Raw genomic sequence first — 12,615 nt, 5'->3', positions numbered from 1 at the left:
TGAAAAAATGCACTGGTTTTGCTTTTCATCAAACGAAATTTTCTCTTTTCCTAGTCTCATGAGTTTGCAAGAAAATTACCGTAGCAGATTTGTGAAAAATCCACAAGATTCATTTATAATGATAAGTGAATGTATATTCTACGTAAGTAGTTAGAGGAGAGAAAATGGAATCACCTTTATTTTTTGTTTCAGTTTTTTTAGCGGGTATTTTGTCCTTCTTTTCCCCTTGTATTTTTCCCTTATTGCCGGTTTATATTGGCATTTTATTGGATGCCAAGGAGGTCAAGACTCTAAAAGTATTTGGCCGGGAGCTTGCTTGGCAAGGCATGGTTAGAACACTTTTTTTCATTGCAGGCATCTCTACAGTCTTCTTTTTGCTAGGGTTTGGGGCTGGATTTTTAGGAACTATTATTTACAGTTCGACCTTTCGTTATGTGATGGGCGGCCTCATCATTCTGCTAGGTCTGCACCAGATGGAGCTTATTAATATTCGCCAGTTACAGATTCAAAAGAGCTTGACTTTCAAAAAGAACGGTCAGAAACATCATTTTTGGTCTGCTTTCTTACTAGGGATTACCTTTAGCTTTGGTTGGACTCCTTGCATTGGACCAATCCTCAGCTCAGTTTTAGCCTTAGCAGCTTCAGGTGGGAATGGTGCATTTCAGGGAGCAATTTTGACCTTGATTTACACCTTAGGAATGGCCCTGCCTTTCCTAATCCTAGCTTTGGCGTCTAGCTTTGTTATGCAGTATTTTAATAAAATCAAGCCTTATATGGGCCTGATGAAGAAAATCGGCGGAGCCCTGATTATTCTGATGGGAATTCTACTGATGCTAGGACAGCTCAACGCCCTGTCTGGACTTTTTGGATAAAAAGGAGAAAGAAATATGAAAAAAATCGTTACTTTATTAGCAACTGTGTCAGCAGTGGTCTTTTTGGTAGCCTGTTCGGAACAGGAAGAGAAGCCTATCACTATGCCCACAGCCAGCAGCTCGTCTAGTGAGACCGCTCAGACAAGTATAGTCACCCAAGCAGCTGTCGGTCAAGAGGCTCCTGACTTTACTCTGCAATCTATGGATGGAAAAACAGTCAAGCTTTCTGACTATAAAGGCAAGAAGGTTTATCTAAAATTCTGGGCTTCTTGGTGCGGACCTTGTAAGAAGAGTATGCCAGAATTGGTCGAGTTAGCTGGTAAAACGGACCGTGATTTCGAAATCTTGACAGTTGTAGCACCAGGCCTGCAAGGAGAGAAATCTGCCGAGGAATTCCCAAAATGGTTTCAAGAACAAGGTTATAAAGATGTACCAGTTCTATTTGACACTTCAGGAGAAATTTTCCAAGCCTATCAGATTCGTAGCATCCCAACTGAAATCCTCATTGACAGTCAAGGGAAAATCGGAAAAATCCAGTTTGGTGCTATCAGTAATGCTGATGCAGAAGCAGCTTTCAAGGAAATGAAATAAAGCGAAAAAAGAATGGACTTATCATCCATTCTTTTTTGTTTGTAAGGTAATTAAGCGCTAGCACCTGATGTCGCATCGGCTCCTCCGCCTCCGTGGCCTCCATCGCCATCACCTCCGGCATCAGAAGCACCAGAAGTAGCGTCTGCGTCTCCATGACCTCCGGCAGGAGCAAATGATCCGCTGCCTCCAACCAAACGTTGACCAGTTTCTTTTAAGTACCAGTCAAGCCATGGTTGGAAATTAAAGACGATTTCATTGATACCTGCGTATGATCCGTCAGGATAGTACATAGCTTGGTAGTTGTGGGTATTGATAACGCCTGCAGGTGAACCTGGGACGATTGTACGTACGTATTCTTGATTTCCGTTGCGAAGTGTTCCGATAACCCACTCTACATTTTTCATCCGAGCTGGTGGAAGAGAACCATGAACGGTTGACATGCGGCTACCTGATTGAGGTGGCACACGTTTGGCAAACATGGTGTCTGGGTCTTGGTGGGCGTTGTTGTAGTAAAGGAATTGGTTGTTATCGTCAGCGTATGTCAATTCAAATGGCATAGCTTTTAAGAACATATCAATTTGATTAACGGTCAAGATACCATGGTCGAGTTTGACATAAGTATCACCAGAAACAGCACCAGTGATTTCAGCGACTTTTTCTACCCATTTTGGATCATCTGGATCAACTTCTGTAATTGTCGTAGCGATTGGTTTCCCGCAGTCTAAGTCTTCAGGTTCGATTGGTTTTGGTTTTTTCAATTTTGAAACGACCTCTACATATTTGATAAAGTTATCTAAGCATGTTTCAAGGAAATTCACAGTTCCTTCGTTGGTGATATTGCCATCATTGTCAAAAGCTTCCTTGGCTTTGCCTAGCAAAAACTCATTGCCTGGAAGAGTGTAAGCATTGACACCAGGAGCGTCTAGGATTTTACGCAGGTGAACTTGAGCACGAGAAGTTCCTTGATCATAGTAAGAAGCACCGACGATCATGACTGGCTTGTTTTCGAAAGGATGAACCTCGTAAGAGAGCCATTCTAAGAGACTCTTCAAAGGAGCGCTGATAGTATGATTGTGCTCAGGGGTTGCGATGATGACACCGTCCGCACGTGTGATTTTGTTATACAAATACCGCAATTGGAAGCTTTCATCCCATTTTTCATCCTGGTTAAACATTGGGACTTCATCGATTTCTAAGACTTCCAATTCAAATTTAATTTTGAACTGACGGCGGATGAATTCCAACAATTTTCGGTTATATGATTGTTCGTAGTTTGATCCTACAATTCCAACAAATTTCATTCTTTCGGTCTCCTATCTTACAATTTTTCCCAGTTAAATTCTTCAGCATCTTTGCGAAGCAATTCTTGTGCGTTGCGCAATTTTTCAGTAATTTTGACAAAGATACGGAAGTCATCAAAGATAGCATCCAATTTTTTGACAACGTCAAGATCTACCAAGTCTCCGCTTTGGTCAAAAGCTTGAAGGGAATGCGAAAGCAAGAACTCATCTGGAAGAACAGTTGCCTTGATTTCTGGAGCGTTCAAAATTTGACGGAGCTGCAGCTGGGCACGAGAGGAGCCAAGTGTACCATAAGAAGCACCAGTGATCATGACTGGCTTGTTCAGCAGTGGATAGATTCCGTAAGAAAGCCAAGCCAGAGCATTCATGAGCACAGCTGGAATAGAGTGGTCGTACTCAGGTGTACCAATAAGTACGCCATCCGCTGCATCGATTTTTTCGGCAATTTCTGATACCAATTCAGGCACGTTTCTGTCTGCAGGTTTATTAAACATTGGGATATCTTTAATCTCTACCAGCTCGATTTCAGCCTTGTCAGCAAAGTGCTTAGACATATATTGAAGAAGTTGCCGGTTTGTAGAACGTTTAGAATTTGTTCCAACAATTGCAATAAGTTTTAACATAAAATTTCCTTTCTGAAATGGAGATACAAATCCCTCGTAAGTGCATTTATTTTTCTTGAGGCAAGTAAAAACCTGAAGAAAAAGAGGGCGTTTTTAAATGGGCATTGTTTATAAAAGCTAGAGCGATAGAGTTATCGCATAGTGAGGCAGCAAATTCATCACTTTTGAGAATTAAGAAGCAGGAATTATCTGCTCTAAAAGGCCTGAGCTACAGAAGAGCTGATCGTCTTGGGTGATAATCAATGCTTCAATCCCTGCTTGCAGTTCAATCTGGGACAGAATTGATGTCGGACTTTCACCAAATAGACGAGTCGTCCAGATTTCGCCATCTACCGACTTGTCTGAAACAATGGTCAGACTAGCCAATTGATTTTCGATAGGATAACCTGTTTTGCGATCCAGAATGTGATGGTAGTTTTGCCCTTCAACCGTAAGGGTTCGCTCGTAGATTCCTGATGTAACCACTGACTGATTGGTGACAGCTAGTATAGCTGAGTGATTGCCGCGTGACAACTTGGGATTTTGAATGCCAATTCGCCAGGCACGCTGGCTGACTGCATTTTGCCCGATCGTTAGGACATTGCCACCAAGATTGATAAGAGCAGAAGTCACTCCCTGACTCAGCAAATAGTCCTTAATCTTATCAGCGATATAGCCTTTAGCCAAGGCACCTAAATCCAGCTTCATGCCTTTCTTAGTCAAAAAAACACTACAATTTTCTGGATTCACCTCAAGTAAGTTTGGGTCAGTCAAGCACAGAGCATGCTGAATCTCCTCCTTACTTGGGAGACGGGCGTCTGAAAATCCTATCCGCCAGATCTGGACGAGAGGGCCAATCGTGATATTTAAGTGGCTGCCTTCTGCTAGGCTGTGATATTTCCCCAGCTCAATCAGCTCAAAAAGTTCTGGGTGAACTGAGACGCTTTCAATTCCTGCCAGATGATTGATAGTCATAAGTTCAGAGTCTTCATCATTGGCACTGAAGCGATTTTTATAGAGATGAAGCAGTTGAACCGCCTCATCTAAGAGTATTTCCGCTCGCTCATGACAGAGAGATATGCAAATCGTACTCCCCATCAAATGGAGTGAGCGAGAAGCAAAGTCCACATTATCACAACCTTTCTAAAATTAACCTCTCTAACCTTATTATATCAAAAAGATACCGGTTTCACAATCTTAAAATTGTTATATTTTCAGAAAATTAACTTTCGCATAAAGCTGTATTTTCGAAGCGATGAGACAGCGGTGGTATAGCTTTTTAGGCTGTATAAGAATTTTTGAAAATCTCGAGCAAATTTCTTGTAAACGCTCACAGGAGATGATATACTGTTCTAGTAAATTATAAATTAAGGTAGGACTATTCTTATGAGTAAAATCGTTGTAGTTGGTGCAAACCACGCAGGTACAGCGTGTATTAATACAATGTTGGACAATTATGGTGCAGAAAACGAAGTAGTTATTTTTGACCAAAACTCAAACATTTCATTCTTGGCATGCGGAATGGCCCTTTGGATTGGACAGCAAATCAGCAAGCCAGATGGACTTTTTTATGCAGATAAAGAAACTTTTGAAGCAAAAGGCGCAAAAGTTTATATGAATTCACCAGTTGAGTCAATTGATTATGATGCGAAAAAAGTTACAGCTATTGTAGACGGTAAAGAGCATGTAGAGTCATATGACAAATTGATTTTGGCAACAGGTTCTCAGCCAATTCTGCCTCCGATTAAAGGTGCTGAAATGGATCCTAACAGTCGGGAATTTAAGTCAACCTTGGAAAATCTGCAGTTTGTTAAATTGTATCAAAATGCTGCAGATGTTATTGAGAAATTGCAAGACAAGAGCAAACATATCGAACGTGTGGCAGTAGTAGGTGCTGGCTACATTGGGGTTGAGTTGGCAGAAGCCTTCAAACGCCTTGGTAAAGAAGTGATTCTGATCGACGTTGTGGATACTTGCTTGGCTGGTTATTATGACCACGACTTGTCTGAAATGATGCGCCAAAATCTTGAAGATAATGGTGTTCAATTAGCCCTTGGTCAAACTGTTCAGGCTATTGAAGGTGAAAGCAAGGTAGAACGCATTGTAACGGATAAGGCTAGTTATGATGTAGATATGGTTGTTTTGGCAGTTGGCTTCCGTCCAAACACTGGTCTTGGTGCTGGCAAGTTGGAAACATTCCGCAATGGTGCTTTTTTGGTGGATAAGAAGCAAGAAACTAGCATCAAAGATGTTTATGCAATTGGTGACTGTGCGACTGTCTACGATAACTCTATCAACGATACAAACTACATCGCCTTGGCTTCTAACGCCCTGCGCTCTGGTATCGTAGCAGCTCATAATGCTTGCGGTCATGAATTGGAGTCTAACGGTGTTCAAGGTTCTAACGGTATCGAAATCTTTGGTTTGAAGATGGTTTCAACTGGTCTGACAGAAGAAAAAGCAAAACGCTTTGGTTATAGCCCAGCTGTGGTTGAGTTTAAAGATACTCAAAAACCAACCTTCCTTGAAAAAGTTGAGCATCATGATGTTACAATTAAGATTGTCTATGATAAGGACACTCGTGTAGTTCTTGGAGCTCAGATGGTTTCTAGAGAAGATATGTCTATGGGTATTCACATGTTCTCATTGGCTATTCAGGAAAAGGTTACAATTGATAGATTGGCCTTGCTGGATCTCTTCTTCCTGCCACACTTCAACAAACCATACAACTACATTACTCAAGCAGCTTTGAAAGCAAAATAAGAAAATGAGTCTGGAATAATTTCCAGACTTTTTTGTAGAGCCTGTAAAAAGAAAACTGAAAGAAGAAATTTATATTTTATCTGTTTATCAGGCCTGCTTTGTGCTAGAATATTGGTAAAGCAACTAGTTAGAGGAGATTGGGAATGGCAAAAAAGTCTATCTCGAAAGAGGACGACATCAAGAGAGAATTTAATTTCGCAACTCATTCGATTATTTCCCAGGTTTTGCGAGGTGTTTTAGTTGGGATTTTTGCTGGACTGGTGGTGGGCGTTTTTCGCTTTCTGATTGAAAAAATCTTTCACTTAGTGCAGGATGTCTACCATAGGAGTCAGCAGTCTATGATTTGGTTACTGGCCTTGGTGTTCCTTTATGCTTTCATCGTCTTGCTCAATGCTCGCTTGGTAAAGTCAGAGAAAAATATCAAGGGTTCAGGGATTCCGCAGGTTGAAGCAGAGCTGAAAGGTCTGATGTCGCTTTCTTGGTGGAGTGTTCTCTGGAAGAAGTTTGTATTGGGGATTTTAGCCATTTCAAGCGGTCTGATGTTAGGTCGAGAAGGACCAAGTATTCAGTTGGGTGCTATGAGCGGCAAAGGCGTCTCTAAATTTCTGAATTTGAGTGCCGCTGAGGAGAGAGCGCTCATTGCTAGCGGTGCAGCAGCAGGCTTAGCAGCAGCTTTTAATGCACCAATAGCAGGTCTGCTATTCGTAGTAGAAGAAGTTTACCGTCATTTTTCACGCTTTTTCTGGGTCTCTACGCTGGCGGCCAGTCTAGTCGCTAACTTTGTCTCGCTCTCCATGTTTGGCTTAACACCAGTGCTGGACATGCCGGATAATATTCTAGTTATGAGACTGGAGCAGTATTGGATTTACCTAGTCATGGGGGTGCTGCTGGGCTTGTCAGGCTTTATTTATGAGAAAGTCATTTTAAACATTCAGCTAGTTTATCAGTTTTTTGGTCGCTTGTTTAAGATTTCAGAAGCCTATTATCCCATTCTGGCCTTTGCCTTGATTCTTCCGATTGGTTATTTCCTGCCTCACTTGCTAGGCGGGGGCAATCAGTTGATTTTATCTTTGACCGCTAGTCCTTATACTGTGGGAACCTTGCTCTTGTTTTTTGTTCTGCGTTTTGTTTGGAGCATGCTGAGTTACGGAAGCGGGCTGCCAGGTGGTATTTTCCTGCCTATTCTAGCTCTGGGTTCACTTCTGGGCGGAGCAATGGGGGCGATCTGTCTGCAGCTAGGTTTGATTTCTCAGGAGCAATTTCCGATTTTCATTATTCTGGGTATGAGTGGCTACTTCGGTGCCATTTCTAAGGCTCCACTGACAGCCATGATTCTGGTCACAGAGATGGTCGGTGACATCCGTAATCTCATGCCGCTGGGACTGGTCACTCTGACTGCTTACATTATCATGGATCTGCTAAAAGGAGCGCCAGTCTATGAAGCCATGCTGGAAAAAATGTTGCCAGACAGTATCGAGGACCAGGGAGATACTACTTTAATTGAAATCCCTGTTTCTGAAAAGATTGCTGGTCGGCAGGTGCATGAGCTAAACTTGCCTGATGGGGTCTTGATTACCATGAATGTCCACAAGGGAAAGACTCAAACGGTCAATGGTAGCACGCGCCTCTATCTGGGAGATACGATTTACTTGGTGCTGAAAAAGACGGAAATCGGGAAAGTTAAAGAAGAGCTGCTTTAATGGTCTTAATATAGAGTTTTTGATTAAATTGTCAGACAATTTCTTGAAATATAAGAGAAAAACTGGTATAATTTACAGGAAATAATCTCTATCTAGGAGAGAAAACAAAGGAGTCACCATGAAAAAACTTGGCATCGTCCTATTTTCAACGGCAATTTTACTGACTGGCTGTGCAGCCAACAACTCTTCAAACAAGACTGGCTCAAGCAGTCAAGCGTCCAGCAGCCAAACGGCTGTCAATCAGAAAGAATTGGACAAGGCGACGGCGGATTACAAATCTTTTGTCCAAGGACAAATCGATCAGCTCCTGACAGATACGGAGAAGTTTCGTGACACCCTTAAAGAAGGCAAACTAGATGAGGCTAAAAAGCAATATCCACTTATCCGTATGGCCTATGAGCGCTCGGAGCCGATTGCTGAGAGCTTTGGTGAATCAGATGTTAAAATTGACTTCCGCTTAGTCGACTATGTGGACGAAAACAAGACCGAAGAAGGTTGGTCTGGTTTCCACCGTATTGAAAAAATCATGTGGGAGCAAAACACAACCAAGGGAACTGAAAGCTATGCTGATCAGCTGGTCAATGATATAAAGGAGCTAAAAGCTAAAATCGCAACGGTTGAAGTGACACCGGATATGATGCTGACAGGTGCTGTTGACTTGCTCAATGAAGTAGCGACCAGCAAGATTACAGGTGAAGAAGAAGTATTCTCCCATACAGATCTCTATGATTTCCGTGCGAATATTGAAGGAGCAGAAAAGATTTTTGAGCTCTTTAAGCCATTGATTAAGGATAAGGACGAGAAACTTGTCAAGACCCTGGAACTTGAGTTTAAAAACGTCAATGGTCTTTTAGACAAGCACATGACTGACTCGGAAAACTACAAGCTCTATACAGAATTGACAAAGGAAGACACCAAAGAGTTGGCAGAAGCAGTGACCAAACTGGGTGAGCCTCTTTCACAAATGGGAGTCATTCTAAACGGGGAGTAATCATATGACAAACGACGAAAAATGGTTTAATAAAAAGATGGATCGTCGTGAATTTCTTAAAAAAGCAGGGATTGGAGGCGCTGGTCTTGCACTGGGTGTCTCTGGTGCATCTGCTTTTTTCGCTAATCAGGCCAAGGAAGATAAGAAATTCGCTGACGGTGAGGAAGAAATCAGCTTTTACGGGGAGCATCAGGCGGGGATCACAACTCCAATGCAGAAGAATATCTACTTTGTTGTGTTGGATTTGCATACGACAGATAGGGAGTCCATTATCCAGCTCTTTAAGGACTGGACGGCCTACAGCGAGAAGCTAGTAGATGGAGAATTGGTCAAAAAAGATAATTCTAATGCTCTTTTGCCGCCAACGGATACTGGAGAAACTGTTGGTCTCAACCCTTATCGACTGACCTTGACCTTTGGTGTCTCAGCCTCTTTTCTGAAAAAAATGGGCTTGTCAGACAAACGACCAAAAGCTTTTCGGGATTTGCCGCCTTTTCCAAAGGAGCAGCTTAAAGAAAAATATACTGGTGGCGATATTGTCATCCAAGCCTGTGCAGATGATGAGCAGGTGGCCTTTCATGCGGTCCGCAATTTGGTCCGCAAGGGGAGAAATGCCATCACTATGAGGTGGAGTCAGTCAGGCTTTGCTGCTATCGGAGACCGGATGTCAACGCCTCGTAATCTCTTTGGATTTAAGGACGGCACAGCCAATGTGACCAAGGAAAAAGATTTTGACAAGGTCATTTGGTGCGACAGCAAGGACTGGATGCAGGGCGGCTCTTACATGGCTGTCCGCCGAATACAGATGTTCCTTGAGACCTGGGACCGGACCAATCTGCAGGAGCAGGAAAACACTTTCGGCCGCTATAAAGATAGCGGAGCGCCTTTTGGCAAGAAAGACGAGTTTGACGAGGTTGACTTGGACCTGCTGCCAGAGGATTCACATGTCCGTCTGGCCAAGGAGGTTGATAAACCCATATACCGCCGGTCTTATTCGTACTCGGATGGGATTGATGAAACTACCGGTCAATTTGACACAGGCTTACTCTTTCTTTCCTTCCAGAAAGATCCAGATAGCTTTGTCAAAGTTCTGACTAATCTAGGCGCTCAAGATAAGATGAATGAATATGTCACACATATTGGCAGTGGCTTGTTTGCCTGCTTTGGCGGAGTGAAAAAAGGAGAGTACATTGGTCAAAAATTATTTGAATAAAAGTCTCTTGGTATTTGGGCTCATGCTGGTCTTTTGGGCTAAGCCGGTTTTAGCGGATGATAGCTACAGCAGTTTATTCGTCAAAATCACTGATGCCAGCACTGCAGTCAAGCAGAAGGACCAGGAAAAAGCCAAGCAGCTAGTCGGAGAAATCAAGACTGACTTTGAAAAGGTGACTAATCATGACTCAGCAGCGGGACAAGAGGTAAGTAAGGCACTAGATTTATCGGGTCAGGTGACGGAGGAGAAGCTGACACAAATCTCTTCGGCCCTCTTGAAATTTGAGAAAGAGCAGAATCCAGTCGACTTAGAGGCTGAGAAAAAGAAGCTTCTCAGTAAGTTAGAGCCAAAATTTGAAAATCTACAAAAGGCTATTAGCGCTAAGGATTTAGAAGCGACAAGAGAAGCATACAAGAAGATGAATAGCACCTGGACCACCAATGAAAGCGTAGTGCGAGACAACAGCACAGCCCATTACGGCAAGGTAGAAACAGCTATTTCATTCCTGCGCAGTGCCATTGAGACGGAGCCTACTGACTTTGATACGATTCAGTCTTCTTTTGATGATTTGAAAACAGCCATTGATAATTTTGTCAAAGGCGAGAAAGTCCAAGAAACTGCTGGTAATCTGACGCTGAAAGATGGAATTAAGCTCCTAGAGGAAGCCTTGAGTCTCTTTCAAAGCGGAGATGATAAAAAGGCTGCTGCCAAGATGAAAGAGTTCATCACTATTTGGCCAACGATTGAAGGAGATGTCAGTGTCAACAATCCTTCGCTTTATACCAAGGTTGAGAATCAGACGCCTGTTATTATGGTCAAGGGAAGCGAAGAGAAATATCAAAAGCAGCTAGAATCCTTGATTAGTGAGCTGTCCCAGATTGACACAACAGCTTCCTATCATTTCTTTGATGCTATGCTGATTTTACTGCGTGAGGGTGTAGAAGCGCTTTTGATTGTCATGGCTTTGATAACGACTCTGAAAGCCTCTAAGATGAAAAAAGGGCTCAAATGGGTTTATGCCGGGGCAGCGAGTGGAGCTCTAGCCAGCGCTGTGATTGCAGCTTTGTTGCAGTTTCTTTTCCCAGCAGTTGCTTCCGGATCCAATCGTGAAATTATTGAAGGTGCAGTGGGAATTTTCGCTGTCGCCATGATGATATTGGTTGGTATCTGGCTGCACAGCAAGGCATCTATCGAGAAATGGAATGACTTTATGGAAAGCCAAATGAAGGCTGTAACAGCCACAGGCAGTTTTCTTTCCATGTTTGCACTTAGCTTTCTGGCAGTTTTCCGTGAAGGGGCTGAGACCATCCTCTTTTATGCAGGAATTTTGCCGCGCATCACTATGACTGATTTCCTTTTGGGAATCGGCTTGGCTATTTTGGTCTTGGTCTTGTTGGCCTTTATTATGAGCAAGGCTTCGGGTCTTCTCAAGCCACACAGCATTTTCTTCTGGCTGACTTGGCTAATCTATGCTCTGGCCTTTAAAATGCTGGGCGTCAGCATCCATGCCCTTCAGCTGACCAATATTCTACCGACTCACTTAATCAATGGCTTTGTGACTGTAGACTGGATGGGGATTTATCCAAGCCTAGAAGTGGTAGTTAGTCAGGCGCTCTTTATCCTGCTGGTGGTCTATGTTAGCTGGAAAAATCAGAAAAGTGAGCAGCGGCATGGATAAAAAAGAGCAGACTATTATTGAGCATTTGACAGAGTTTAGACGGCGTTTTCTAGCGGTATTGGCTTGCTTCTTCGTAGTTTTTCTGGCCAGCTTGCTTTTTTCGGCTTATATTTATCGATGGTTGACTAGTAATTTTGAGCAGAAGCTGCTGGTGCTGGGGCCGAATGATATCCTTTGGATTTATATCAGTCTGGCTAGTCTGGTCGCTTTTTCCCTAACCTTGCCATTTCTTGTTTATCAGGTCTGGGAGTTTATTCGACCAGCTTTACGGGCCAATGAAGCACGAGCTGTTTTCGCCTATATCCCGGCTACCTTTCTCTGTTTTGTTATGGGACTGGCTTTCGGCTTTTACTTTGTGACTCCAGCTATTTTGCAGGTTTTGCTGTCGCTGGGTGAGGGCCTCTTTGAGACACGACTGACAGCGCAGAATTATCTTAGTTTCGTCTTTCATACCACTATTCCGATTGCTTGCCTTTTTGAGTTGCCGGTTCTGGTGTCCTTTCTGACTTCTATCGGTTTGCTCAATCCGAAATTTTTGGTAAAATATAGACGATACGCTTACTTCATTTTGCTGGTTTTAGCTGTTATCCTGACACCGGCCGACTTTATCAGCGACTTGTCTATGACAGTGCCTTTGATTTTGCTCTATGAAGTCAGCATCCTGCTTAGCCGCATCATTTATCAAAGAAAATCTACGAGGAGAAATTAATGGGACTTTTAAAAGATATCGGAGTACCTGGGGTAATCATTATTGTTCTGGGAGCCCTGCTCATTTTCGGACCAAAGCGCCTGCCTGAACTGGGGCAATCTATCGGTAAAATGTTTTCAGAATTCAAAAAAGCAGTCAATCATGCTGGAGAAGAAGAAAAGACCGAGAATAAAAACGAAAAAGAGTAAACGAAAA

The 12,615-nt window shown here is 42.9% G+C and carries 12 protein-coding genes; 9 read left to right on the top strand and 3 right to left on the bottom strand.

What is annotated here, in order from left to right:
* The first annotated feature begins 164 nt into the window (after window positions 1-164).
* Both ccdA2 and sdbB read left to right on the top strand, forming a co-directional pair.
* A complete protein-coding gene (gene ccdA2, locus J1C81_RS06325; protein WP_002915273.1) occupies window positions 165-872 on the top strand; it encodes a thiol-disulfide oxidoreductase-associated membrane protein CcdA2 in 708 nt (235 codons plus the stop codon).
* A 15-nt stretch (window positions 873-887) separates the two neighbouring features.
* Window positions 888-1,463 carry a thiol-disulfide oxidoreductase-associated lipoprotein SdbB gene (gene sdbB / locus J1C81_RS06320; protein ID WP_002915272.1) on the top strand — a complete coding sequence of 192 codons (576 nt, stop codon included), beginning with the start codon at window positions 888-890 and terminating at the stop codon, window positions 1,461-1,463.
* A 50-nt stretch (window positions 1,464-1,513) separates the two neighbouring features.
* Here sdbB and J1C81_RS06315 read toward each other — a convergent pair whose 3' ends face one another.
* The 3 genes from J1C81_RS06315 to J1C81_RS06305 form a co-directional block, all read right to left on the bottom strand.
* Window positions 1,514-2,764, bottom strand: a complete 1,251-nt coding sequence (locus tag J1C81_RS06315; RefSeq protein ID WP_002915271.1) for an NAD(P)H-dependent oxidoreductase — start codon at window positions 2,762-2,764, stop codon at window positions 1,514-1,516.
* Window positions 2,765-2,781: 17 nt separating this feature from the next.
* A complete protein-coding gene (locus J1C81_RS06310) occupies window positions 2,782-3,387 on the bottom strand; it encodes an NADPH-dependent FMN reductase (protein WP_002900396.1) in 606 nt (201 codons plus the stop codon).
* Between the two features lie 171 nt (window positions 3,388-3,558).
* Window positions 3,559-4,494: an FAD:protein FMN transferase gene (locus J1C81_RS06305; protein WP_002915268.1), complete on the bottom strand. Its 936-nt coding sequence runs from the start codon at window positions 4,492-4,494 to the stop codon at window positions 3,559-3,561.
* 258 nt (window positions 4,495-4,752) lie between these two features.
* Between J1C81_RS06305 and nox the strand changes: the two genes are divergently transcribed.
* The 7 genes from nox to J1C81_RS06270 all read left to right on the top strand — a co-directional run bounded on the left by nox (window position 4,753) and on the right by J1C81_RS06270 (window position 12,608).
* Window positions 4,753-6,129 (top strand): H2O-forming NADH oxidase, encoded by a 1,377-nt coding sequence (nox, locus tag J1C81_RS06300; RefSeq protein WP_002915266.1) that lies wholly within the window; start codon window positions 4,753-4,755, stop codon window positions 6,127-6,129.
* Window positions 6,130-6,272: 143 nt separating this feature from the next.
* Window positions 6,273-7,829, top strand: a complete 1,557-nt coding sequence (locus J1C81_RS06295) for a ClC family H(+)/Cl(-) exchange transporter (RefSeq protein WP_002915264.1) — start codon at window positions 6,273-6,275, stop codon at window positions 7,827-7,829.
* Between the two features lie 118 nt (window positions 7,830-7,947).
* Window positions 7,948-8,820, top strand: a complete 873-nt coding sequence (gene efeO / locus J1C81_RS06290) for an iron uptake system protein EfeO (protein WP_002906605.1) — start codon at window positions 7,948-7,950, stop codon at window positions 8,818-8,820.
* A gap of 4 nt (window positions 8,821-8,824) precedes the next feature.
* A complete protein-coding gene (efeB, locus tag J1C81_RS06285) occupies window positions 8,825-10,033 on the top strand; it encodes an iron uptake transporter deferrochelatase/peroxidase subunit (RefSeq protein WP_002915262.1) in 1,209 nt (402 codons plus the stop codon).
* Window positions 10,011-11,711, top strand: coding sequence for an FTR1 family protein (locus J1C81_RS06280; RefSeq protein WP_002915260.1), 1,701 nt, complete (start codon window positions 10,011-10,013; stop codon window positions 11,709-11,711). The genes efeB and J1C81_RS06280 overlap by 23 nt, the downstream gene beginning before the upstream one ends.
* Window positions 11,704-12,420: a twin-arginine translocase subunit TatC gene (tatC, locus tag J1C81_RS06275; RefSeq protein ID WP_032909720.1), complete on the top strand. Its 717-nt coding sequence runs from the start codon at window positions 11,704-11,706 to the stop codon at window positions 12,418-12,420. Before J1C81_RS06280 ends, tatC begins: the two co-directional genes overlap by 8 nt.
* Window positions 12,420-12,608: a twin-arginine translocase TatA/TatE family subunit gene (locus J1C81_RS06270; RefSeq protein WP_002906601.1), complete on the top strand. Its 189-nt coding sequence runs from the start codon at window positions 12,420-12,422 to the stop codon at window positions 12,606-12,608. The genes tatC and J1C81_RS06270 overlap by 1 nt, the downstream gene beginning before the upstream one ends.
* Window positions 12,609-12,615 lie beyond the last annotated feature (7 nt).

Origin of the sequence: Streptococcus sanguinis, from assembly GCF_050225395.1 — a bacterium.
Lineage (GTDB): Bacteria > Bacillota > Bacilli > Lactobacillales > Streptococcaceae > Streptococcus.
This window is presented reverse-complemented; position numbering and strand designations above follow the sequence as displayed.